We start from the raw sequence: 24,210 nt of genomic DNA on the forward strand, positions 1-24,210 counted from the left end.
CGAAGCCTGAGGGGGCCAGCCCCGGCCGTTCGACGCCGAACCCTGCGACGGTTCGCTCGGCGACCTGGGCGTGAGCGTCACTGGGCAGGACCCGGCCGAAGGGTGTCTCGTATCCAACCTGCGGGACGCCATCGGCCCGCCGGTCGTCTCGCGATCGTCGGCGGCAGGGGAGGCGGGAGTCGGCTGTGGCATAGGGCGGCTTCCTCTGCGCTCGTCGCGCCTCGGGCGTCCGCGGCGCCGGCTTGGGGATCCGGAGTGACAGGGGCTGTGAGGCGGCACGGCCGGTCCGGGCGTTCCGCCACTCAGGTGAACGGGGAGGAACTCCTCCAGGTCACGGGCGGGACGGAGTGACCCCTGCGCACGCAGTTGTCCGTGGTGCCCGGGAGAGCGGACGCCGTGCCGGAGCCGCCCCACGAGTAGGGCTCCCTGAACAAGCCGGAACAACGGCCGCCGCTTCCCGGCCCGCGCCGACGCGTCGTCCCACAGCCACCACGTGCGGTTTGAGCCAAGTCGCCAGGTGTGGTGTCGATCGGGCCGCCACGTGCGGTGTCGGCCAGGCTGCCGCAGGCTGGGTCGGCCGACCCACCAGGTGCGGTACCGACCAAGCCACCGCCTGCGGCAGCCGTCACGGCTCGGAAGTTCGTCAACTGTCCGCTCGTACCGGCTCACGTCTCCCCCTCGTCGCTGAGAGCTTTGGGACGGATGACCTCCGATCGCGCCTCGCTCCGGCGCTCGGGCCCCTTCTTCGGACTGCGCCGAGCCGGGTGCTTGGAAGCGCGTGGAGCGGTGCCGGCACCCGGCCGTGGCGCTCCGAGACGCGTACCGGCCGAGGCACGCGTGCGAGTGGCACCCCCGGGCCGCGCCCGCCCGGCTGCCCTGGTGGGGCGAGGGGGGTCGCCGGGCGAGGCTGAGAGCTGCGCGGATCGTGGACGATCACTCTCATCGCACGGGGCGGGCGCGGCCTTCACTGCCCCGCCCTGTACGGGCTTCTCGGCGTCCTCCAACTCATCGAGCCGCCTCACTCCCGCCGGCTGAGCACTCTTTCGCTCGGCCTCAGTTCGCCCCGCACGCGCTGCCGCCACGGTCGTCGACTCCGCGGTCGTACGCCCGGCGTCCGTCCGCTCACCCGGCCCGTTTCCCTCGCGGCTCACGCGTTCCCTGCGCAGGCAGCGGCGGATCGACTCCGGATCGAGCCCCTCGTTGCAGGCCTGGTGCAGGAGACGGGCGAAGAGGTAGTCGGAGTCGGCGCCGAGCGCCATGGCAAGGGCTTCTCTGGCCTCCAGTTCGTCACCGGTGGACCAGGCGACCCAGCCCGCGAGCGTCAGTGGCGGCGCTGCGTGCTCGCTGTACGGTCCGACACAACGGCGCGCAAGGGCCCGCCAGAGTCGCAGGGCCGGCCCGGCCTCGTCGCCCTCCATCCACTCGGCCGCCCGGTCGCGGGTCGTACGGTCCTGCAGGCCCAGAATGAGCCTCGCGGCTTCGTCGTGCGTGAGCAGTTCGTCGTCGCGCAGATCAGCGGCGAGGTTCCCCGAGACGGGCGTGGCCGCGGCGAACCGGCTCATGAGCCGCTCGGCCAGACTCAGCGTCTCCTCCGCCACACCCCTCCGTGCGGAGTCGTCGAGGATCCTGGGGACCAGCGCCATGCCCGCAGCGTCCAGGGAGACTTCCTGTTCCAGGGCGGCAGCGGTCTCCCAGGGCATCAGCCTGGCCTGCAACTCGCGCAAGGTACCCCGCACCTGAAGTCCGGCGTATGTGGCCGCGGCGGCCAGCACGGACGTACCGGGAAGGCCCATCGGCCGCCCCTCGGGCGGGCAGCACTCGACCTTGTCGCAGCAGTAGGACCAGAAACGGCCGTCCGAGATGCACAGCGCCTCGATCACCGGAACATCAAGGCTGCCGCACGCGATGCGCAACTGCTGGGCCAATGGGCGCAGCCGCTCCATGACCTGTCGGCCGCTTCGGCCCTGCGGTGGTTCCTGACACAGGAAGGCGACCATCTGCTCAGGCCGGGCTCCTCTGCGCTCACTTCCCCGCATCAGTCCGTGGACCAACTGCCGGGCAGCAGACTCCCAGTCGTCCGCGTTCGCGGGGATGCCGAGCCGGGCGCGACCGCCGAACCGGCCGCAGCCGTCCCGCTCGTGCAGGGCGACGAGCACGATGCTGTCCTCGGGGCGGTATCCGAGGAGATACGGCAGCGCGTCGGCCAGTTCGTCCGGGGTGCGCAGGGTGACTTGATGCTCCGCCGGGTGTCCGCCGAGTGCGGTCACGTCGGGCTGCTCGGCCGGTAGGGAGCACCCGGGGGGCTTGTCACAACCTTGCGCCTCATAGCCCTCATTGCGCTCATGCCCCTCGTGGGACTCACTGGGCTCATGTCCGTCGAGCGCTTCAGCGGACACGTCCTCAGAGCGTTGACCCACCTCCTCATGCGCGCGGTCCCGATCGGCCGCCCCCGTGGCGGACTGCCGTTCAGGAGCCACGATGTCATCGTTCTCAGAAGATCCAGTCGTTTCGCTGTGCTTCGTCATGCACCGACGATCTCGCGGATCGCGAGGCTCCGCTTTGCCCTGTGGATAAGTCCGACCAGGGACACGACAACCCTGTGATCCACGGGCGACGGCAGCGAGCAACTTCCCGCGAACGGCCGCCAGTTCAGCCCCGCCACCCGCGCCACACTTCGAGACCGCCCTCAGGCCGCCCCTCTGCCCTCGAAGACCAAGGGCGTCGCTCACCTGATCGCCGACCGAAACATCAGTCGGGGCACCGTACGCCGCTGGACGCCTTCAGGACTCCCCGTAGGTCAGCCCGCGGCTGCCAGTACCAGCGGGAGCACCCGTTCGCTGCCTGCCTGTCGAAGCAGTCGCGCTGCGACCGCGAGTGTCCAGCCGGTTTCGGTGTAGTCGTCCACGAGCAGGACGGGGCCACGGGATCGGGCCAGAGCCTCGGCCAGCTCCTCGGAAACGGTGAAGGCGTCGAAGAGCCCGCGGAGGCGTTGGGCGGAGTTGCTGCGACGTGCCGCGTGGGCGCCGCTCGTTCCGCCGTACGTCAGGGTGCCCAGGAAAGGCAGGCGGCCGATGGACGCGATGCCCTCCGCCAGCGAGCCGACCAACTGCGGGCGGGTCATGGAGGGTACGGCGACGACCCCCACCGGCCGGGCGGAGGCGTCCGGGACGTTCGCCGCCCAACCACCCGGCGAGCGGGCCCAGTCGGCGAGGACCGCGACCGCGGCCCGCAGGACATCGTCGGGGACAGGCCCGTCGGGCGCGTTGTCGGCCAGCAGCGGGCGCAGGCGGTTGCCCCAGCCGATGTCGGAGAGCCTGCCCAGGGCCCGGCCGGTGGAACACTGCTCGTCGGCCGGGATACGGCCCTTGAGTTCGATGCCCAGCGCGGGCATTCCCGTGGGCCACATCCGGCGCGGCTCGATCTCCACCCCTGGGCGATCCAGCTCCTTCTCCGCCCCGCTCAGCGTCTCCGCCGAGACATGGGAGTCGACCCACGCCCCCGCGCAGTTGTCGCACCGGCCACACGGGGCCGCCCCTTCGTCGTCCAGCTGACGACGCAGGAACTCCATCCGGCACTGGGACGTACTCACGTAGTCGCGCATGGCCTGCTGCTCCGCCGTCCGCTGCCGGGCGACCCAGCTGTACCGCTCGGAGTCGTAGGCCCACTGCGCGCCGGTGGAGATCCAGCCGCCCTTCACCCGTTTCACGGCCCCGTCCACGTCGAGCACCTTGAGCATGCTCTCCAACCGGGTGCGTCGGAGGTCGACCAGGGCTTCGAGGGCCGGCACCGACAGTGGCCGTCCCGCGTCGGCGAGGGCCGACAGGGTTTCGCGTACCTGCGTCTCGGGAGGGAAGGCCGTCTCGGCGAAGTATCGCCAGATGGCCTCGTCCTCCTTGCCCGGCAGGAGCAGCACATCGGCGTGCTCGACGCCGCGCCCCGCACGCCCCACCTGCTGGTAGTAGGCGATAGGCGAGGACGGTGAGCCCAGGTGCACCACGAAGCCCAGGTCCGGTTTGTCGAACCCCATGCCCAGCGCCGAGGTCGCGACCAGGGCTTTGACCCGGTTCTCCTGCAGATCGGTTTCGGCCTGCAGCCGGTCGGCGTTCTCGGTGCGCCCCGTGTAGGAGGCCACCCTGAACCCACGCTGCCGCAGAAAGGCGGTCGCCTCCTCGGCCGCGGCCACCGTGAGGGCGTAGATGATGCCCGAGCCCTGCAGCTCGTCCAGGTGCTCCGCGAGCCAGGCCAGACGATGCGCGGCATCCGGCAACTGGACCACGCCCAGCCGCAGGCTCTCCCTGTCCAGCGGTCCGCGCAGCACCAGAGCCTCGCCGCCACCGGTCCCGAGCTGCTCGGCCACATCCGCGGTGACCCGCGCGTTGGCGGTCGCGGTGGTGGCCAGGACCGGCACACCGGTGGGCAGCTCGGCGAGCATCGACCGCAGCCGCCGGTAGTCCGGGCGGAAGTCATGGCCCCAGTCGGAGATGCAGTGCGCCTCGTCGACCACCAGCAGGCCGGTCGTGGCCGCCAGCTTGGGCAGTACCTGCTCACGGAAGTCGACGGCGTTGAGGCGTTCCGGGCTGACGAGGAGGACGTCGGTCTCGCCGCGCTCGACCTCGTCGTAGATGACCTTCCACTCCTCCGGATTGGCCGAGTTGATGGTGCGCGCCCGGATACCGGCCCGCGCCGCCGACTCGACCTGGTTGCGCATCAGCGCGAGCAGCGGCGAGACGATCACCGTGGGCCCGGAGCCACGTCGGCGCAGCAGCGCGGTGGCGACGAAGTACACCGCCGACTTTCCCCAGCCGGTGCGCTGCACGACCAGCGCACGTCGGCGCTCCTCCACCAGGGCCGCGACCGCCTGCCACTGGTCCTCCCGCAACCGCGCAGCACCGCCGGGGGCACCGACGAGCTCGGCGAGGATGGCATCGGCTTCGGCACGCAGCTCCGTAACGTCCATACCCCCATGCAACCCGACGGCACTGACAATCGCCCACTCACGACCCTCGTCCTGGGCGGAATGCTGCCCCAGCAGGCCTCATGATCCAGGCGTCCGCCCAGGTCAGGGGACAGCTGGCGCGGCCGTCGATTGGGTACGTCCGGCACGGGCACCCGTACGAGTAGGGCCGCGGGGCACCGGCCGAGGCCGCCCCGTGCATCGCACCGTGACGCACTGGGTAGGGATATAACCCGCACAGCATCAGATATCGGGCGGCGGGCCCAATTGCTCGTTGCCGCAACCAGGTTCGACAGGAAGAATTGGAGTCCGCTCCCCGCACGGCCCACCCGTGATCCGGTAGGGCTCTGTTGCGGTGCGCGCTCCCCCGATTCCGACCCCGCCCCGCAGTGTGGGCGCGTAGCCGAAGGGAGGACCGTGACCTTCGGATTCGCTCCGTCCTCCGCGGCATCCATGTCGACCTCAGCCGACTTGCCCGCCGCGTCCGCCAACCCCCTGGCCCGCATGCTCGAACCCGCCGAGTGGGCCGCTGCGGGAATCCCCCTGCTGCGCAACCCACGCGAGGTCGTCAGCGGTCTGCACTCACGGCACCGCCCCAGACCGGCGACCGCGATCGTGGCCGTACTCGACCCTGACGAGCGGCTGCGGGCCAGCGCCTCGTTCACTCGCCGCCCGGCTCCGGCCGATGGCTGGACGTTCCGCAACGCGCTGCTCGCGCAACTGCGTCGCGTCATCCCGCACGACCTGCGGCGCCGCACCCCGGTTCGCACCGCGGTGCTGCTCTACTGCCGTGAGGGCGACGGTCGTTGGACGGAAGAGGACGGCGCGTGGATGTGGGGGCTGCGTGACGCGTGCACCTTGCACGGCCTGCGCTGTGGTGCGTACATCACGCTGACGCGCGACGGCTGGCAGGTCCTCGGCGAGAACCGCGGCGGCCGCCGCCCCAACGCCGACTCGTCGCCGGAGCCCTTCGCCACCTCCGAGGCACCACTTCCGATACCCCGCACCGGCGGCGCGGCCTCGGAGGTCATGCGACGCGCGGCCGCCCGCTGAGGACGCCGCCGGGAGTCACCGGCCCGGCGGCCTCGCGCGGGAGCGCCATGCGCCACGCTGGTCCGGCTTCCGCGTACGACGCTGAGCGCGGCCGACAGCGCCGCCTCGCCGCCGCCAGGGGACATCGCGCCGCCGAACCGGCCCGCGGCGCGCCCGCCGGAGCAGCACGACGCGAGGCGAGGCGACGCGCCGGGCTCGATCAGTTCACTCGGTGAAGCGGGCCGGGTACGTCGTGCTCCCCCACGTACCCGCGCACGCCGAAGGCTTCTCCGTGCAGATGCCACCACAGTGGCGTGCCCCCTTCCACCGTCCCGGGGAGCGTGCCCCCGGACAAGCGGTAGGGCTCAAACGCCTGCGCCGAGCACCGAGTTGATCCGCTGCGGGTCACCGCAGACGATCAGCAGGGCACGTGCCTGGCTGAGGGCCAGAGGCAGCACGGTGGCCGCGGTGGTGTCGGATCCGCCGTTGACCGCCACGACGACGACCGGGCGCCCAGTGGCGCGAGCCGCGGCGGAGGCGTCGGCGTAGAAGACGTCGTCGCCGGCGTCGTGCTGCGCCCAGTAGGCGGCTTCGCCGAAGGACAGCTCGTGGGCGGCCCACGGGTGCTGTTCACCGGTGGTGATCACCAATACGTCGCCGGGGGCTCGTCCCGAATCCAGGAGCAGGTCGACGGCCTCCTCGGCAGCGTCGAGCGCGCCCTCGGGTGAGGCCGGGATCAGCTGGATCTGCGGAGTCGCCACGGCTTGGGCAGAGGCGGCAGGCGTAGCCGGGCCGGCAGGACCGGGCTTGGCCACGGCCGCGTCACGCGGCGTACGTTGCACCGGCGGCGTGGGCCGCGGGGGCCCGGGTCGGCCGGGGCGCGACGGAGCCGCGGGGCGGGGGCCGGGTACGGGACGGGGGGTCGGCGCGGTACGGCCGCTGGCCGGAGTGGCGCGGGGACCCTGGGCACTCTCGTGAATCTGAGGCTCCTCGGGAATGAGAGGCATGAGCTGATGTTTATCAAACGCTGGTGCGGCTCGCGCCAGCGGGTGGCACATAAGTGCGAGTGGAATCGTCAGAAATCGAAGCCGAGCTGCCCTTCGATCTCCGGAACGCTTCCTTCCATCCAAGTGCGGACCTTCTTGAGGTGCCGCCACTGGGGCAGCGCATCAAGATACGCCCACGACAACCGGTGGAGCGGGGTGGGCCCCCGCTCCGCCAGCGCGGCCTTGTGCACGGGCGACGGATACCCGGCGTTGTCCGCGAAACCGAAGTCTGCATGGTCGATACCCAGTTCGGCCATCATTTTGTCGCGCTGAACCTTTGCGATCACCGAGGCCGCCGCGACCGCCACGCACGACTGGTCGCCCTTGATCACGGTCCGGACCCGCCAAGGGGCCCCGAGGTAGTCGTGCTTCCCGTCGAGGATCACCGCCTCGGGGCGGACCGGCAGACCTTCCAAGGCTCGCACCGCGGCAAGCCGCAACGAGGCCGTCATCCCCAGTTCGTCGATCTCCTCCGGGGAGGCGTGCCCCAGGGCGTACGACGTCACCCATGTCCGCAGTTCCTCGGCGAGCGCGGTGCGGCGCTTGACGGTGAGCAGTTTGGAGTCGGTGAGACCCGTGGGAGGCCGGCGCAGTCCGGTGATCGCCGCACAGACGGTGACAGGGCCGGCCCAGGCGCCGCGCCCCACCTCGTCGACACCGGCAATGATCTTCGCTCCGGTCGTGGCTCGAAGGGAGCGCTCGACGGTGTGGGTAGGCGGTTCGTACGGCATGGCGCCCTTAGCGTACGCCGCCGGGAACCCGCTTCGACACCCCGGTTCACCGAAGCGGCGGCCGGCCCGGCAGAGGCCTGATTCACATGCCGGCCGGGCGCAGCAACGGAACCATCAACTGGTCGATCATCTCCTCCAGCTCCTGATCGCTCCATTCGCTCGCGCACATCTTTGACCGATACATCATCATCGCTGGAACGGCGTCGAAGACGTAGCCGTTCGCCGCGTCGGTCCGCACCTCTCCCCGCTCGATTCCACGGGTGATGACCTCCTGGAGCAGCTTGATCGTCGGCTCGACGACCCCCTCGAAGATCACACCGTGAAAGCGCTCAGCCTGCAGGCTGTCGCACTCGTGAATCACCGACCGCAGCGCGAAACCCGAGCGCGAGAACATCGCCTCGCGCACTTGCCGACACAGGTCGAGCAGATCCTCGCGCACGCTCCCATGATCGGGAGCCGCCTCGAAGCGCGGCAGCCCCGCACGCAGCGCGTCGGCGACGAGGTCCTCCTTGGAGGGCCAACGGCGATAGACGGCAGCCTTACCGGTCTGGGCACCCGTGGCGACGCCCTCCATGGTGAGGCCGCTCCAGCCGACGGTACTGAGCTGCTCAAGCGCGGCGTCGAGGATCGCGCGTTCCAGCACGGCGCCGCGCCGGCGAGGGGAGGCCGTCCGAGCGGGGGTGGCCGTCCAGCGCGAGGTAACCATCTGTGCGTCTCCAACGGGCAAGTGAAGCAGGCGGATTACAGGGACCGGGGAACACCGTGCGGCGACCGACGGGGACAGGGCTCACCGCAAGGCAAGAGCGTGAGTGAACGCTTGCGTTCACTACCGGCGATTCACTACGGTTGACGCGACAGTGAACGCGAGCGTTCACTAACGTTCTTGTGGGGGACCCATAGTGACAACCTCTCAGTTGACCAAGGACCACAAACCAGGTGCGGCTCGCCGGGAGGGACATCCCGGCATCGCGCTCACCGTCATCGCGGCCTGCCAACTCATGGTGGTACTCGACGCGACGATTGTGAACATCGCGCTCCCGCACATTCAAGACGCACTCAAGTTCAGCACCACCGACCTCACCTGGGTCGTGAGCTCCTACACGCTCACCTTCGGCGGCCTGCTGCTTCTCGGCGGCCGTGCCGGTGACATCCTGGGCCGACGCCGAGTCTTCATGACCGGCATCCTGCTCTTCACCCTCGCGTCCCTGCTCGGCGGACTCGCCCAGGAACCGTGGCAGCTGCTGGCCGCGCGCGTCCTGCAGGGCGTCGGCGGCGCGATCGCGTCGCCGACCTCGCTGGCGCTCATCACCACGACGTTTCCCGAAGGCCCGGAACGCAACCGGGCGTTCGGCGTCTTCGCCGCCGTCTCCGCGGGAGGAGGCGCCATCGGCCTGCTCGCGGGCGGCATGCTGACCGAGTGGCTCGACTGGCGGTGGGTGCTCTTCGTCAACGTGCCCATCGGCATCGTGATCGCCGTGCTCACCCCGCTTTTCATCACCGAGTCCGAACGACACTCCGGCCGCTTCGACATAGCGGGTGCACTGACCTCCACCGCGGGCATGGCGTCCCTTGTCTACGGCTTCATCCGCGCGGCGGACGCGGGGTGGCGGGACAACCTGACCATCGGGTCCTTCGTCGCTGCGGTGGTCCTGTTGCTGGCCTTCGCGTTCATCGAGTCGCGGGCCAAGGAACCCATCACCCCGCTCAGGATGTTCGCCGACCGCAACCGCTCGGGCACGTATGTGATCATGCTCAGCCTGGCCGCGGCCATGTTCGGCATGTTCTTCTACATCGTGCTGTTCGTGCAGAACGTGCTGGAGTACAGCCCGATCGAGGCCGGTCTGGCCTTCCTGCCGGTGACGGTCGTGATCGCGCTCGGCGCGGGCTTGTCGCAGCGGTTCCTGCCCGCTCTGGGCCCCAAGCCCTTCATGCTCGTGGGCTCCGCGCTCACCATGATCGGTCTGGCCTGGCAGAGCCTCATCAGTGCCGACAGCTCGTACGCGGGCGGAGTTCTCGGGCCGATGCTGCTGTTCGGCTTCGGTATGGGCCTGAATTTCGTGACGTTGACGATCACAGCGGTCTCCGGAGTGGCCCAGCACGAGGCCGGCGCCGCGTCCGGACTGCTCAACGCGACCCAGCAGGTGGGCGGCTCGCTCGGCCTGTCCATCCTGACGACGGTGTTCGGCTCGGCCAGCAAGGACGAGGCGGAGAAGCAGGTGCCGGCCTTCATGGCTGAGGCATCGGCCGAACAGAAGGCGGAATTCGCCAAGACCCAGCAGTTGCCCGGCCCGTGGGGGCATGAGGTGCTCACCCAGGGCATCTCGATGGGCTTCGTGGCGGCCGCCGCGATGGCCGTGCTCGCCCTGGCCACCGCATGGTTGGTGATCCGGGTCCGCAAGAGCGACCTGGAGGCCCTGGCCGGGACGGCGGGTCCCATGGCCGGCTGAGGCCAAGCCCTCGAAGGGCAGCGGATGGCCGGATCGCGTCCGGGGGACACCCGGTGAGTACGACGAGCCGGCCATCCGCACCGCCCACGACACCACCGGCCTCGGGGAGATCCGGACGACGCGGGGACAGGCTCGTCGCGATCCTCTCCAGGCTGACGCCACCAGGACGAGCAGCGCACCCAGCACCGACATGAACCCCATGACTGCACACCCCCCGCACCCCTCATGTGTCACCTGAGCGTCCGGCCTCGTCGGCCGCGCCTGGACTGCCATGACAACGGACGGTCGGTTACGCAGAGTTCCCGACAGGTGCAGAAAGTCATCGACGGATTCAGTTGCCGCCGGAAAGCCGGGCCTACCGGAAAGTCGGGCCTACACGGACGTCGGCACCCACTCCGGGAGAGCCTCGGTCCTGTCCGACCACTCGACCGGCACCGCCCCGGCCTTCCCGGCACCGATCACCCCGCCCACGATGGCGCACGTGGTGTCGACGTCGCCGCCGACCTGCGCGGTCGTCCAGAAAGCACGCTCGTAGTCACCCAGACCCCGCGCCGCCGACCACAACGCGAAGGGCACGGTGTCGTGAGCCGTCGTACGCCGCCCGCAGCCGAGCACGGCCGCGACGGTGGCCGCGTCACCGTAGTCCAGCATGTCCCGAGCCCGTCGCAGGCCAGCCCCCACCGCACTCTTGGGGACGAGGGCGATGACCTCGTCGAGAAGCACCTCAGGGCTCGGCGGCCCCCCGGGCGCTGCCGCGAGCGCGGCGGCCGCGGCGACGGCCATGGCCCCGACCACGGCCTCACGGTGCTGGTGCGTGGGATAGGCCGAGATCTCGGCCTGGTGGGTCGCCTGCTCGGGGTCGTCCGCGTACCAGGCGCCGAGGGGCGCGATACGCATCGCTGCGCCGTTGCCCCAGGAGCCCTGCCCCTTGAAGAGTGCGGCGGAGAGTTCGCGCCAGTCGCCCCCCTCGCGGACCAGCCGCAGCAACCGGTTGACCGCCGGACCGTAGCCCCGGTCGAAGTCGTGGTGCTCGGCGAAGGAGCGGGCCAGAGCGTCCTGGTCGATGCGGTGGTGGGCCCCGAGGACGGCCACCACGGAGCAGGCCATCTCCGTGTCGTCTGTCCACTGCCAAGGCCCGGACGGCAGCTCTCGGCGCTTCAACAGCGGGTAGTTCGCCGGCACGAAGAACTGCGAACCCAGCGCGTCCCCCACCGCGAGTCCACGCAGGCTGGCGAGGGCGCGGTCCAAGCGCCCTTCGAGAGAGAAATCAGCGGTCATCGCCCTGCCACTCTATCCGGTGACCCCGTACGGCTCCGGATCTCGCCAGCGGTCGAACGGCCGGTCAAGCGTGTACTTGCCGTTGTCCCCGAGAACGAGCATTCGCATCTCCGCGTTCCCGGGGTTCGACAGTGACTCGAATTCCGCGACCGTCCAGTGGAACCAGCGCATACAGAACAGCCGCATGGCCAGGCCGTGGGTCACCAGCAGTACGTTCGGCGGGTGGTCGGGCGCCTCGAAGCTGCGGAACAGGCTCTCCAGGAAGCCGCCGACCCGGTCGTACACGTCGGCGCCGGACTCGCCCTGGGCGAAGCGGTAGAAGAAGTGGCCGTAGGCGTCCCGGTAGGACTTCTGAAGGCGTACGTCGTCGCAGTCCTGCCAGTTTCCCCAGTCCTGCTCACGCAGGCGGGGCTCCTCACGCACCCGTATGAGCTCGGGGTCGAGGTGGAAGGCGCGCAGCGTCTCGTGCGTGCGACGGTAGGGAGAGACATACACACTCACGCGCTCACGGCCGAACACCTCCCGCAGCCGCTTGCCCGTCTCCTCGGCCTGCCGCCGGCCCCGCTCGGTCAGGGCCAGCGCGTGGTCGGGCACACGCTCGTAGACGGTGTCATCAACATTGCCCGTTGACTCCCCGTGCCGGACAAGGACGATGCGCCGTGGTCGTGCCATGCCAAAACCCTAGATCGGGTGACGGCTCTTCGAGCACTTGAGTGGCCCTTATACGGCGCAGGTCACACATTTCCTGCACCACTGGCCACACCAGCCGCATCATCGACGGTTTGAAATTCAAACCGTCCAGGTGGGTTCGAGCTCCACGATGTCGCCCGTGAGGGCCGCGATGTCCGCCTCCGTCTGAGCCCGCAGGGCCAGTCGCTCCACGCGCTCGGTGCGGTACTTGCCGTGCTCCGCGGCGGACCGCCACATCGACAGCACCAGAAATTCATGGCCTGGCGCCTCACCGAACAGGCCGCGGATCATGCCGGGGGAACCCGCCATCGCCGGGTTCCACACCTTCTCCTGCATCAGCGTGAAGTGCTCGGCACGGTCCTCGTGCACACGGCAGTGAGCCACCCTGACGAGGTCGGCGTCGGTGAAGCGCGGTTCGAATCCGGTCTTCACGTCGAAGCGGTAGTCGAAGAGTTTCGCCTGGAGGTCCTTGTAGGTGCCCGACTGGGCCGCCGCCAGCCTGTCGTGGGAGCGGGCCATGAAGGAGTCGTAGAAGGAACGGCTCTCCCAGAACGAGAAGATGTGCACCACCCCTTGGCGCCCCCGACTCCACCCACCACCCTGCCCCCGAAACCCCGGCTCCCCCAGAAGCCCCGCCCATTTTCGCTGCCCCCGCTCGAAGCCGCGGCGGTCCACCACGGTGCAGCGAATCCACTTGACCAGCACCGCGCCATGGTAAGGCCACCAGCGTGGCGCCGGTCACTGTCGGGCGCAGAGCTCACCGGCGCACGCCCCCGCATGCATGGCAGGATGGGCAACCGGCTTCATCTGCTGGGCAGTTCGGCCGACGGCATTTACGGAACGGGGAAGGGGACGCCTGGTGAACGCCATCAACAAGGGGATCCGGAAAGTCGAGATCTCGGTCAAGTGGGACCCGAGTCCCGCCGGACAGCCGCCCACCGATCTGGACCTGATCGCCGCGACCTACCTGACCGACGACCCGTACGGTGATCCGGCCTATGTGGTGCACTTCGACAGCCGCTCTCCGGACGGGACCATCACTCTTAACCGGGACAGCAAGGACGGCAAGGGCTTCGGCTGGGACGAGGTGCTGACCGTGGAACTCGACAGGCTCGACGGCCGGTACGCGCGCGTGGTCGTCGGAGTCGTCATCCAGCAGCGCCCCGCTGAGCGCACCTTCGTCAGCGTGGTCCAGCCCGCCCTGCGTATCCGCGAGGGCTACACGGTGCTGGCCGAGGACGACTTCGGCGGCGTTCTGGGATCGACGGCGGCGACGGTCGCGGAGTTCGTGCGCGAAGGGTCGAGTACGTGGGTCTTCCACTCCGGAGTTCACGGCTTCGAGGACGACCCGGCGACGTTCACGTCCGCCATGGGAAGGCCACAGCCGCACTGAGTATCGCCCGCACGCGCGCAGGGCCGTACGGCAGGCGGGGGCGCCGACATGTAGTCGGTGCCCCACCTCATGGGTGACGTGTCCACCGGCGGTCTCATGAGTGACGTGTTCACCGGCGGCCTCATGAGTGACGTGTTCACCGGCGGTACGACTCTTGCTCGCGCCGAGCCCTTGCGCGAAGATCAGCGCATGACGAAGCGAAAGGACACCCGGGCCCCCGTCCGGTGAGCCTCCCCCAGACCTGGGACCTGGGCGGCACTCTCAGTGGTCAGCCCTCCCTCTACAGCCGTGCCCTCACAGTCGAGCAACAGCAGTCAGGGCAGCCCGAGTGCCGACGGCTCCCTCGGACGAGGCCGCCGACCAGCCGCCGCGCCAACCGTTCGAAGGACGCGGCCGGGCGGATAGCCGCCACCACGACACGTCTGATCAGTTCTCGTGCCGACCGCTCGACAGCGTCCGTCCTGGACGGACAACTTCGGCGCATTGTGTGGCGGGACCATGAGCGCGCCCTCGAAGCAGAACTTCGAAGGCGCTCTCTCCCTTCCGACCGTATGCGCCAGTTGGGCCGGTGGTTCGCGACGCACGGCGAGCACCCCAACGCCGTTCAGTTCGGCATCCTGCTGCTGGGCATGACCGGAACCGACGAAGACAGTGATGTCCTGCAGACGCTGGGGACCTTCTCGGAGTTCTCGAGTGAGGCCTGTCATGCCCTGGTACGGTCCCACACCGACCCTCATCAGGCTGTCTTCGAAGTGGCCCGGCGGGCGGGAGGGTGGGCCCGCGTCGACGCCGTCGGACGGCTCGAAGGTGCGTCGGACCCCAGGATCAGCAGGTGGTTGATTCGTGAGTCGTGCACGGGCGACGTGTTGGACAGCTACTTCGCGCTGACGGCCGCCGAAGTCGGTGATCTAGCCGGTGCCCTGGCCTGCGAAACGCTGGATGAGGAAACTCTCGGCGGCGCGGCAAGACTCCTCGAAGCGCTCACCGATGTCGATGGACCGGGCCCGGCGCTGGCGTCGTATTCCGGCGCGGTACCTGCTCTGGACGGATTCCTGTTCCACTCGACGGCAGGCGCCCTCACTGTGCGGCGGCTTTGGACTCTCCTGTCGATCAGCCGTTTTCTGAACGACCTCTGTATGAGCGGGACACAGCGGGATGATCCGCAGTGGCGGCGCATTCGAGACCGATACAGGAATCTGGTCGCCGATCCGGCCTCACGGGAAGTCGTGCTCGCCGGCCTCACCGACGAGGACCCGGCGACGTTCCGTCCGGCGGCTTGGGCGGCTGGGCTGATGGACATCGACGCCCGCCCAGCACTGATGCGAAGGGTGGAGGTCGACCCTTGCGACAGCACCAGCTGGTTCCTGCTCATCGACGGCTGTCCGAGCGAGCACATCGTGGCTGTCGTCGACGCCGCGGCACGCCTGCTGCCCCTTCAGGATCTGCGCACCGGTCCGACAGTCGAACTGGGTCTCGGAAAGGAGTTCGAGGTCGACCGTATCCTCGACTTCATCGTGAGTCGGTTGGATGAGCATCCCGGCCATGGCTGGGAACTGATCGAAACAGCCCTCGACAATCAGACGACCAGGAACCGCCGTATGGCGCTCCGAGCGCTCAGGGCATGGCCTGCCGAGTCCGTTCCTTCCGCCGCGCGCCAGATCCTCCTTGACGCCGCGGCAAGAGAGCCCGTTCCCGAACTGAGTGAGGAAATGGTGCAGGCGGCGCGGCGCCTGTGAAACCGCAAAGTGCGCGACGAGCCGAAACCGCGTGATGCGGGGAAACCTCCGAGAGGTTTCCCCGCATCACGTCAGTCAGTGGCGTTCAAGGCGCCCGGGATCAGCTGCAGCCGCTGGTCGAGCCGCAACCCTCGCAGATGTAGCAGGAGCCGGCCCGCTGCATCTTCGTACCGCAGGAGAAGCACAGCGGAGCATCGGCCTGGATGCCCAGCTGCATCTCCACCAGCTCGGCGCTGGTGTGGGCCTGCTGCGGAGCGGGCTTGGCCACCGACGCCTCGGCCTTCGGGGTGGCGACGGCCTTCAGCTCCTGGGCGCGCGGCGCCGACTGTGCGAGGCCCTCGACGTCCACCTCGTCGTCGGCGGGCTCGTACGAACCCGTCTCCAGGTGACGCTGGCGCTCCTCGGCGGAGTGGATGCCGAGGGCGGAGCGCGTCTCGAAGGGCAGGAAGTCGAGCGCCAGGCGGCGGAAGATGTAGTCGACGATCGACTGTGCCATCCGCACGTCAGGGTCGTCCGTCATACCGGCCGGCTCGAAGCGCATGTTCGTGAACTTCGAGACGTACGTCTCCAGCGGCACGCCGTACTGCAGACCCACCGAGACGGCGATCGAGAAGGCGTCCATCATGCCCGCGAGCGTCGAGCCCTGCTTGGACATCTTCAGGAAGACCTCGCCGAGACCGTCGTCCGGGTAGGAGTTGGCGGTCATGTAGCCCTCGGCGCCACCGACCGTGAAGGACGTCGTGATGCCGGGGCGGCCCTTCGGGAGGCGCTTGCGGACCGGGCGGTACTCGACGACCTTCTCGACCGTCTCACGGATGGTGGCCTCGGCCTTCTCCGTGATCTCGGCCTTCTCCTTCTCCTTGGTCTTCGCGGAGAGCGGCTGGCCGACCTTGCAGTTGTCGCGGTAGATGGCGAGCGCCTTGACGCCCAGCTTCCATGCCTCGAAGTAGATCTCCTCGACCTCCTCGACGGTCGCCGACTCCGGCATGTTGACCGTCTTGGACAGGGCACCGGAGATCCACGGCTGGATCGCGGCCATCATGCGGACGTGGCCCATGGGGGAGATGGCGCGCTCGCCCATGGCGCAGTCGAACACCTCGTAGTGCTCGTGCTTGAGGCCCGGGGCGTCGATCACATTGCCGTGCTCGGCGATGTGGGCGACGATCGCCTCGATCTGCTCCTCCTGGTAGCCCAGGCGGCGCAGGGCCTGCGGGACAGTGCCGTTGACGATCTGCATCGAGCCGCCGCCGACCAGCTTCTTGAACTTGACCAGCGCGAGGTCGGGCTCAAGGCCGGTGGTGTCGCAGGACATCGCGAGACCGATGGTGCCCGTCGGGGCGATGACGGACGCCTGGGAGTTACGGAAACCGTTCTTCTCACCGAGACGCAGCACGTCCTGCCAGGCCTCCGTCGCGGCGGCCCAGACCGGCGTGTCCAGGTCGTCCATGCGGACGGCCTCGGCGTTGGCGTCGGCGTGCTGCTTCATGACGCGCAGGTGCGGCTGTGCGTTGCGGGCGTAGCCGTCGTACGGGCCGACGACCGCGGCGAGCTCCGCGGAGCGCCGGTACGACGTGCCGGTCATCAGGGAGGTGATGGCGCCGGCGAGGGCGCGGCCGCCGTCGGAGTCGTACGCGTGTCCGGTCGCCATCAGCAGGGCGCCGAGGTTGGCGTAGCCGATGCCGAGCTGGCGGAACGCGCGCGTGTTCTCACCGATCTTCTGCGTCGGGAAGTCCGCGAAGCAGATGGAGATGTCCATCGCGGTGATGACGAGCTCGACGACCTTCGCGAAGCGCTCGACGTCGAAGGACTGGTTGCCCTTGCCGTCGTCCTTCAGGAACTTCATCAGGTTCAGCGAGGCGAGGTTGCAGGACGTGTTGTCCAGGTGCATGTACTCGCTGCAGGGGTTCGAACCGTTGATACGGCCGGACTCCGGGCAGGTGTGCCAGTGGTTGATGGTGTCGTCGTACTGGATGCCCGGGTCGGCGCAGGCCCAGGCGGCCTCGGCCATCTTGCGGAACAGGGACTTGGCGTCGACCTCTTCGATGACCTCGCCGGTCATCCGCGCGCGCAGGCCGAACGTGCCGCCCTGCTCGACGGCCTTCATGAACTCGTCGTTCACGCGGACCGAGTTGTTCGCGTTCTGGTACTGGACCGAGGTGATGTCCTCGCCGCCCAGGTCCATGTCGAAGCCCGCGTCACGCAGGGCGCGGATCTTCTCCTCTTCCTTCACCTTGGTCTCGATGAAGTCCTCGATGTCCGGGTGGTCGACGTCGAGGATGACCATCTTGGCCGCGCGGCGGGTGGCGCCGCCGGACTTGATCGTTCCTGCCGAGGCGTCGGCACCGCGCATGAAGGAGACGGGGCCCGAGGCGTTGCCGCCGGAGGACAGCAGTTCCTTGGAGGAGCGGATGCGGGAGAGGTTCAGGCCGGCGCCGGAGCCGCCCTTGAAGATCATGCCCTCTTCCTTGTACCAGTCGAGGATCGACTCCATGGAGTCGTCGACGGACAGGATGAAGCAGGCGGAGACCTGCTGCGGCTGGGGCGTGCCGACGTTGAACCAGACAGGGCTGTTGAAGCTGAAGATCTGGTGCAGGAGGGCGTAGGCCAGTTCGTGCTCGAAGATCTCGGCGTCGGCGGGCGAGGCGAAGTACTTGTAGTCCTCGCCGGCCTTCCGATACGTCTTCACGATGCGGTCGATGAGCTGCTTCAGGCTCACCTCGCGCTGCGGGGTGCCAACCGCACCGCGGAAGTACTTGCTGGTGACGATGTTGACCGCGTTCACCGACCAGAAGTCGGGGAACTCGACGCCGCGCTGCTCGAAGTTGACCGAGCCGTCGCGCCAGTTGGTCATGACGACGTCACGGCTCTCCCAGGCCACCTCGTCGTACGGGTGCACGCCGGGGGTGGTGTGGATGCGCTCGATGCGCAGCCCCTTGGTCGCCTTGGTGCCCTTGGCGCGGGAACTCCGTGCCGGACCGCTCGCCGTCTCTGTCATGCCGCCTCCCTGTTCGGGCTAAAACGCCCTGAAGTGCCCCGATGTTCCCCGTGGCACGGTGTTCTGTCTGGTGTTGCGGGCACCCTCTGATCGCCACCCGCAACAGGTCTTGTGCCGCCGCCTCCCGTCCGGATCCGCACTCCGAGAACGGATCCGGCTCGCCTCAGTCGGCGGCGTTCGCGGGCACGGGGACCTGTGCAGCCCCTCCGGACCCGCGGTCGTCTTCCCGGCCCCCCGCCAAAGCTCCTGCGTCGTCTCCGCGGTCGTCGTCGTCCGCGGCGGGGCGTCCGGTCGCCTCCCTGAGTTCCGCGATCGCAGCCTCGAAGTCCTCAAGCGAGTCGAACGCCCGATAGACGGAGGCGAACCGCAGAAAGGCGACGAGATCTAGCTCCTGCAGCGGGCCGAGTATGGCCAGTCCCACGTCGTGGGTGGTCAGCTCGGCGCTTCCGGTGGCCCGCACCGCCTCCTCGACCCGTTGGCCGAGCTGGGCCAGGGCGTCCTCGGTGACAGGTCGCCCCTGGCACGCCTTGCGCACGCCGTTGATGACCTTGGTACGACTGAACGGCTCGGTGACTCCGGACCGCTTGATCACCATGAGTGAGCAAGTCTCCACGGTCGTGAAACGACGGGAGCAGTCGGGACACTGGCGGCGCCTGCGGATCGACGTGCCGTCGTCGGTCGTTCGGCTGTCGACGACACGGCTGTCGGGGTGCCTGCAGAAGGGGCAGTGCATAACTCCCAACCCTCCTCACAGCAGACTCAATAGCCTCGCCGGCCTCATGGGCCCCGCGAAGCAGCCCCAAGCATAGGCGATCTCCGAACGCCCGAAGACCCGGGGGACCACAACTTCTGGGCCGCTGCCGCAATCCAACCACTACATGTGGGGATTGGCTCATACACATAGGCGGTACGCGCGTGTCGCGTTCGGACGCAGCGCTCCGCAGAACCCGCCGGGCACGCGGACCTCATGAATGCACGGCGGTGGCCCTGCGTCACATACACGGCGGTGCCCCTGCGCCACATAGGGAGATACCGTGAGCGCCGCACGAAGGCGACGTGGGACTCCCGCACAGATGGAGGGTCGGACCGCAGTCGATCCACCGACGGATGGCAGACTGAGGCGACGGCCCACGAGGCCGGACACCGACGGTGAAGAGTACAACAATCAACCCTTTTGCCTGCCGGACCGCGCGTCAGCCATACACCCGGACACATGATCGCGTCAGCCGATTCGCGAAATTTCACTCGAACGTGTGTTTGGCGCAACCTTTCGAAAGCAACTACCGTTGTGCAGCAGGGAGACCATCGAGAGGGGCCGACGTGACCACCACCGCAGGCAGTGCCACCATCACCGCCCAGGACCGCTCCCAGGGCCGACTCGAGCCGGTGCATGCGATGAACGAAGCCGTGAATCCCGAGGGACACAAGCGCTCCCTCCCAGGCCGACCTCCCGGCATCCGGGCGGACAGCTCGGGACTCACCGACCGGCAGCGCCGAGTGATCGAAGTCATCAGGGATTCCGTGCAGCGGCGTGGCTACCCGCCGTCGATGCGGGAGATCGGTCAGGCCGTCGGCCTGTCCAGCACGTCCTCGGTCGCACACCAGCTGATGGCACTGGAGCGCAAGGGCTTCCTTCGCCGCGACCCGCACCGCCCGCGCGCCTACGAGGTCCGCGGCTCAGACCAGGCCGCCTCCGTGCAGCCCACGGACACCGCCGGCAAGCCCGCCGCGTCGTACGTCCCGCTGGTCGGCCGCATCGCCGCCGGTGGCCCGATCCTCGCGGAGGAGTCCGTCGAGGATGTCTTCCCCCTCCCCCGGCAGCTGGTCGGCGACGGCGAGCTGTTCGTCCTGAAGGTCGTCGGAGATTCCATGATCGAGGCCGCGATCTGCGACGGCGACTGGGTCACGGTCCGCCGCCAGCCGGTCGCTGAGAACGGCGACATCGTCGCCGCGATGCTCGACGGTGAGGCCACGGTCAAGCGCTTCAAGCGCGAGGACGGCCACGTCTGGCTCCTCCCGCACAACGCTTCGTACGAGCCCATCCCGGGCGACGACGCGACCATCCTGGGCAAGGTGGTGGCAGTGCTGCGCCGCGTCTGACGGCCGCGGCGAGCGAGGCCGAAGGCGTCGCTCCCTGAACCGGGCCCCGGGACCCCTGCGCCGGTTCCGGGGCCCTGTGCTGTCCTGGTCCGTTCCGTGGGTCCTGGTCCGTTCCGTGACCTGCGACACGCCATGGGGCGAGGACCCATGTCAGCGGAGCGTGAGCGGGGGCCGGCCCGGCTGCCGTCCGCCGGGCCGGCCCCGCTCACGTCGCCTACTCCGCCTCCGCTTGCTTCGCCGCAGCGTCGATGGCCGCCAGCGACTTACGCACCTGGTTACGGTCCGTCGTGTACCAGAAGTCGGGCAGCGACGCTTTCAGGTAGCTCCCGTACCGGGCCGTTGCCAGCCGCTGGTCCAGCACGGCGACCACCCCGCGGTCCCCCGACGCCCGTACGAGCCGGCCGGCGCCCTGGGCCATGAGAAGCGCGGCATGAGTGGCGGCGACCGCCATGAAGCCGTTGCCGCCCGCGTCCTCCACGGCCTTCTGCCGAGCGCTCATCAGCGGGTCGTCCGGCCGCGGGAACGGGATTTTGTCCATGACGACCAGCTGGCAGCTGGGACCGGGGACGTCGACGCCCTGCCAAAGAGACAGCGTGCCGAAGAGACACGTCTCGGGATCGGCAGCGAAGTTCTTGATCAGCTCGCCGAGAGTCTCCTCGCCCTGAAGCAGGATCGGGTACTCCGGGATGCGGGAACGGAGCTCCTCGGCCGCCAGCTGGGCGGCCCGCATCGACGAGAACAGGCCGAGCGTGCGGCCACCGGCTGCCTGGATCAGTTCGGTCAGCTCGTCGAGCATGTCGGCGCGATCGCCGTCCCGCGCGGGGCGGGAAAGGTGTTTGGCTACGTAGAGGATGCCCTGCTTGCGGTACTCGAAGGGCGAGCCGACGTCCACGCCCTTCCACTGAGGAAGATCGTCTCCCTCCGTGCCCTCGGGGGCGAGGCCCAGGGACGCGCCGACGCCGTTGAAGTCTCCGCCCAGCTTCAAGGTCGCGGAGGTCAGCACGACGGAACGGTCCGCGAAAAGCTTCTCCCTGAGGAGCCCGGACACGGACATGGGAGCCACACGCAGCGACGCGCCGAACCGGTCGTGACGCTCGTACCAGACGACGTCCCACTCGGAACCGTTGGTGATCCGCTCCGCCACGTCGTGGACCGTCTCGACCGAAGCCAGCGCCTGCTTGCGGACCGCGTCCTCGTCCTGCACGGACTTGTCGCGGGTGGCGCCGATCGCGGAGATGACGGTGCGGCAGGCGTCCCGCAGTGCCATGAGCGCGTAGGCGAGGTCCTCGGGGATCTCCTCCAGACGGCCCGGCAGAGCCAGCTCCATCAGCCGTTCGAAGCCCTCGGCAGCGGTCTGCAGCTGGTCCGCGGCCTTCTCGTTGACGAGCTTCGCGGCGCGTCGCACCGCCCGGTTGACCTGGCCGGGAGTGAGTTCGCCGGTGGCGACTCCGGTGACCCTTGAGACGAGCTCGTGTGCCTCGTCGACGATCAACACCTCGTGCTGAGGGAGGACGGGCGCGCCCTCGATGGCGTCGATCGCGAGCAGCGCGTGGTTGGTGACGACCACCTCCGAGAGCTTGGCGCGCTCCCGAGCCATCTCGGCGAAGCACTCGGCGCCGTACGCGCACTTCGAGGCGCCGAGGCACTCCCGGGACGAAACCGAGACCTGAGCCCAAGCGCGGTCGGACACTCCGGGCGTCAGGTCGTCACGATCACCTGTCTCGGTCTCGTCCGCCCAGTCACGCACCCGCAGCAGATCCTGCCCCAGCTTGCTGGTGGGCGCGGCCGCCTCGAACTGATCGAACAGTCCCTCCTCCTCGTCCTGTGGCACGCCTTCATGCAGACGGTGCAGACACAGGTAGTTCGACCTGCCCTTGAGCATCGCGAACTCGGGGCGGCGGCGTAGCAGGGGATGCAGTGCCTCGACGGTGCGAGGCAGGTCCCGCTCCACGAGCTGACGCTGCAGGGCCAAGGTGGCCGTCGCCACGACGACGCGCTCCCCGTGCGCGAGCGCCGGCACCAGGTAGCCGAGCGACTTTCCGGTGCCGGTGCCCGCCTGGACCAGCAGATGGGAGCCGCCGTCGATCGCCTCCGCGACGGATTCGGCCATGGTCACCTGGCCAGGGCGCTCCGTGCCGCCGACGGCAGTGACGGCAGCATGCAGGAGTTCGTGGAGTGAGGGCTTTGTCATAGCGCGACCACCCTACGGCTCGGCACTGACAGACGGGTGATCGCGGTGGGGACGGGGGGTGGGATCAAGACCGGGGGTTCCTTGAGTGGAGATCGGAGTGGTTCGGATGTGTGTGGGATCGGTTCGAGTGGGTGCGCGGCTGGTTCGGGTTCGTGTCGAGCAAGTTCGGGTTGGTGGCGGGGCCGGTTCGGTTTGGTACGGGGTCGGTTCGGGACGTACGGAACGGGGTCAGCTCGGGTTCGTACGGGGTCGATCAGGTTCCTGCCGGGCCGGTCCCGGTTCGGCCGGGCTGGTCCCGGTTCGGCCGGGCTGGTCCCGGTTCGTGCCGCGCCGGGCCTGGTTCGTGCCGCGCCGGGCGTGCCGGGCCGGTCCTGTCCGGGTCCGTGCGGGGCAGTGCGGCGCAGACCCTGCTGGCCTTGGAGGCGGTGCGGGTTCGGTCAGGGCCCGCTCGTAGGGCCGGCACTTACGGAGGTGGGTCGGCACATGGGCAAGGGGGAGCGGGTCTGTGGAGGGCGCGCGGCCGGTTTCGGCTGGTTCCGGTCGGCCGCTCGACTCGGTCGGCGGAACACCCTGGTCACTGGCGAGATCGGCTCGACTCGAATTCGGTTCGTCGAGGACGGGAACCGGATCGGCGCGAGCGGTGTACCAAAAGTGATGACGCTGCGACTTGGCGTCACAGCAGATGGCGCAAGGTCCGGTCTCTGACCATGAGGGCGGCTCGCTTGGCGGGCAGCTCGATCTCGGCGGAAAACCGGAAACCGGCGCTGAGGAACGCGGCGACGGAAGGGGTGTTGCGCATGTCCGGTTCAGCGACGACGCGAGCACAGGCGGGCCGCCTGTCGAGTACGAGATCGGCGACGGCTCGCAGAAGGGTGCCCCCGAGCCCTCGTCCACGATCGCCTACGGCACCGATGAGGACATGGAGACCGGTGTCATGAGGACGTGCCGGGTAGTGCCGGGCCAGGGAGTCCAGGTCGGCTCGGTAGATCTCCCAGTAGCTCATCGGCGTGCCCTCCAGCATGCCGAGGCACGGAACGCTGCGGCCGTCGCCGGCGAGCTGGGCCCGCACATGGTCCTCGGTCACGTTCGGCGGGCCGGCAAGCCCCCAGAACGCCGCGACCGCAGGGTCGTTCATCCACCGGCTGACAAGCGGGAGGTCGCTGACGAGGCCGACGGGGACCAGGTGAAGCATCCCGGCAGGTGTGCTGATCGGCCCCCAGCCGGCCACGGTGTCGAGCAGATCGTCGGTGTACCGAAGGGCAGAGGGCCGGAGGGCGGAGTGCCGGAGGGCGGAGTGCCGATGGGCGGAGGAGGGTGCGGCCGCGTTTGAGCAATCTGGGTTCGGCCCCCCGTCGGCTTCGGGGGTCTCCGCAAGGAGCGCGAGAAGTTCTTCGGGCAACCCCAGATCCAGCGTGTCCTCGGTGTCCGCGTCCGTGCCGGCCGCCTTGTCGACAGGGGGCCCGAGAGCACCCGCTGTCGTGACGCCGCCGAGATCGGTGACGGGGGTGGTACCGGTGTCAGCACTCGAGTCGGTCGGCGGCACGGCGGCAGTCCTCTCGGGCGGTGGGGCGCGCGGGGCATGTTCCTCGGCGACTTCGTGGGGCGGTGGAGAGCGGT

The 24,210-nt window shown here is 69.1% G+C and carries 17 protein-coding genes; 5 read left to right on the plus strand and 12 right to left on the minus strand.

Annotated features, from left to right (window positions below; all coding sequences use genetic code 11):
- Window positions 1-665 precede the first annotated feature (665 nt).
- Both ACWCPI_RS02210 and ACWCPI_RS02215 read right to left on the minus strand, forming a co-directional pair.
- Window positions 666-2,525, minus strand: coding sequence for a DUF4192 family protein (locus ACWCPI_RS02210; RefSeq protein ID WP_451036280.1), 1,860 nt, complete (start codon window positions 2,523-2,525; stop codon window positions 666-668).
- Window positions 2,526-2,797: 272 nt separating this feature from the next.
- Window positions 2,798-4,957 carry a RecQ family ATP-dependent DNA helicase gene (locus ACWCPI_RS02215; protein ID WP_451036281.1) on the minus strand — a complete coding sequence of 720 codons (2,160 nt, stop codon included), beginning with the start codon at window positions 4,955-4,957 and terminating at the stop codon, window positions 2,798-2,800.
- Window positions 4,958-5,371: 414 nt separating this feature from the next.
- Between ACWCPI_RS02215 and ACWCPI_RS02220 the strand changes: the two genes are divergently transcribed.
- A complete protein-coding gene (locus ACWCPI_RS02220) occupies window positions 5,372-6,007 on the plus strand; it encodes a hypothetical protein (RefSeq protein ID WP_451036282.1) in 636 nt (211 codons plus the stop codon).
- Between the two features lie 344 nt (window positions 6,008-6,351).
- Here ACWCPI_RS02220 and ACWCPI_RS02225 read toward each other — a convergent pair whose 3' ends face one another.
- The 3 genes from ACWCPI_RS02225 to ACWCPI_RS02235 form a co-directional block, all read right to left on the minus strand.
- A complete protein-coding gene (locus tag ACWCPI_RS02225) occupies window positions 6,352-6,993 on the minus strand; it encodes a hypothetical protein (protein ID WP_451036283.1) in 642 nt (213 codons plus the stop codon).
- Window positions 6,994-7,061: 68 nt separating this feature from the next.
- On the minus strand, window positions 7,062-7,763 hold the full coding sequence (locus ACWCPI_RS02230) for a ribonuclease HII (protein ID WP_451036284.1): 702 nt from the start codon (window positions 7,761-7,763) through the stop codon (window positions 7,062-7,064).
- 82 nt (window positions 7,764-7,845) lie between these two features.
- Window positions 7,846-8,469, minus strand: coding sequence for a TetR/AcrR family transcriptional regulator (locus ACWCPI_RS02235; protein ID WP_451036285.1), 624 nt, complete (start codon window positions 8,467-8,469; stop codon window positions 7,846-7,848).
- Window positions 8,470-8,662: 193 nt separating this feature from the next.
- Between ACWCPI_RS02235 and ACWCPI_RS02240 the strand changes: the two genes are divergently transcribed.
- Window positions 8,663-10,210, plus strand: coding sequence for an MFS transporter (locus tag ACWCPI_RS02240; protein ID WP_451036286.1), 1,548 nt, complete (start codon window positions 8,663-8,665; stop codon window positions 10,208-10,210).
- A gap of 372 nt (window positions 10,211-10,582) precedes the next feature.
- Here ACWCPI_RS02240 and ACWCPI_RS02245 read toward each other — a convergent pair whose 3' ends face one another.
- From ACWCPI_RS02245 to ACWCPI_RS02255, 3 genes are all read right to left on the minus strand, one after another.
- On the minus strand, window positions 10,583-11,488 hold the full coding sequence (locus tag ACWCPI_RS02245; protein WP_451036287.1) for an ADP-ribosylglycohydrolase family protein: 906 nt from the start codon (window positions 11,486-11,488) through the stop codon (window positions 10,583-10,585).
- A 12-nt stretch (window positions 11,489-11,500) separates the two neighbouring features.
- On the minus strand, window positions 11,501-12,160 hold the full coding sequence (locus tag ACWCPI_RS02250) for a histidine phosphatase family protein (protein ID WP_451036288.1): 660 nt from the start codon (window positions 12,158-12,160) through the stop codon (window positions 11,501-11,503).
- 117 nt (window positions 12,161-12,277) lie between these two features.
- Entirely contained in the window at window positions 12,278-12,883 is a 606-nt protein-coding gene (locus ACWCPI_RS02255) for a YdbC family protein (RefSeq protein WP_451036289.1), read from the minus strand.
- A gap of 154 nt (window positions 12,884-13,037) precedes the next feature.
- Here ACWCPI_RS02255 and ACWCPI_RS02260 point away from each other — a divergent pair, with 154 nt between their 5' ends.
- Both ACWCPI_RS02260 and ACWCPI_RS02265 read left to right on the plus strand, forming a co-directional pair.
- Window positions 13,038-13,571 (plus strand): TerD family protein, encoded by a 534-nt coding sequence (locus ACWCPI_RS02260; RefSeq protein WP_451036290.1) that lies wholly within the window; start codon window positions 13,038-13,040, stop codon window positions 13,569-13,571.
- Window positions 13,572-14,122: 551 nt separating this feature from the next.
- On the plus strand, window positions 14,123-15,307 hold the full coding sequence (locus ACWCPI_RS02265; RefSeq protein ID WP_451036291.1) for a hypothetical protein: 1,185 nt from the start codon (window positions 14,123-14,125) through the stop codon (window positions 15,305-15,307).
- A gap of 100 nt (window positions 15,308-15,407) precedes the next feature.
- Here ACWCPI_RS02265 and ACWCPI_RS02270 read toward each other — a convergent pair whose 3' ends face one another.
- Both ACWCPI_RS02270 and nrdR read right to left on the minus strand, forming a co-directional pair.
- Entirely contained in the window at window positions 15,408-18,302 is a 2,895-nt protein-coding gene (locus ACWCPI_RS02270; protein ID WP_451036292.1) for a vitamin B12-dependent ribonucleotide reductase, read from the minus strand.
- A 163-nt stretch (window positions 18,303-18,465) separates the two neighbouring features.
- The gene (gene nrdR, locus ACWCPI_RS02275) at window positions 18,466-19,035 is read right to left on the minus strand and encodes a transcriptional regulator NrdR (RefSeq protein ID WP_451036293.1); all 570 of its coding nucleotides are present in this window, start codon (window positions 19,033-19,035) and stop codon (window positions 18,466-18,468) included.
- A gap of 587 nt (window positions 19,036-19,622) precedes the next feature.
- On the opposite strand from nrdR, the gene lexA reads away from it, so the two are divergent.
- Entirely contained in the window at window positions 19,623-20,402 is a 780-nt protein-coding gene (gene lexA / locus ACWCPI_RS02280) for a transcriptional repressor LexA (RefSeq protein WP_451036294.1), read from the plus strand.
- A gap of 214 nt (window positions 20,403-20,616) precedes the next feature.
- Here the strand turns inward: lexA and ACWCPI_RS02285 are convergent, their stop codons facing one another.
- Both ACWCPI_RS02285 and ACWCPI_RS02290 read right to left on the minus strand, forming a co-directional pair.
- Window positions 20,617-22,593 (minus strand): ATP-dependent DNA helicase, encoded by a 1,977-nt coding sequence (locus ACWCPI_RS02285; protein WP_451036295.1) that lies wholly within the window; start codon window positions 22,591-22,593, stop codon window positions 20,617-20,619.
- A 673-nt stretch (window positions 22,594-23,266) separates the two neighbouring features.
- Complete coding sequence (locus tag ACWCPI_RS02290) at window positions 23,267-24,136, minus strand: GNAT family N-acetyltransferase (RefSeq protein WP_451036296.1); 870 nt, start codon at window positions 24,134-24,136, stop codon at window positions 23,267-23,269.
- Between the last annotated feature and the right edge of the window lie 74 nt (window positions 24,137-24,210).

Source organism: Streptomyces sp. NPDC001920 (assembly GCF_053594495.1).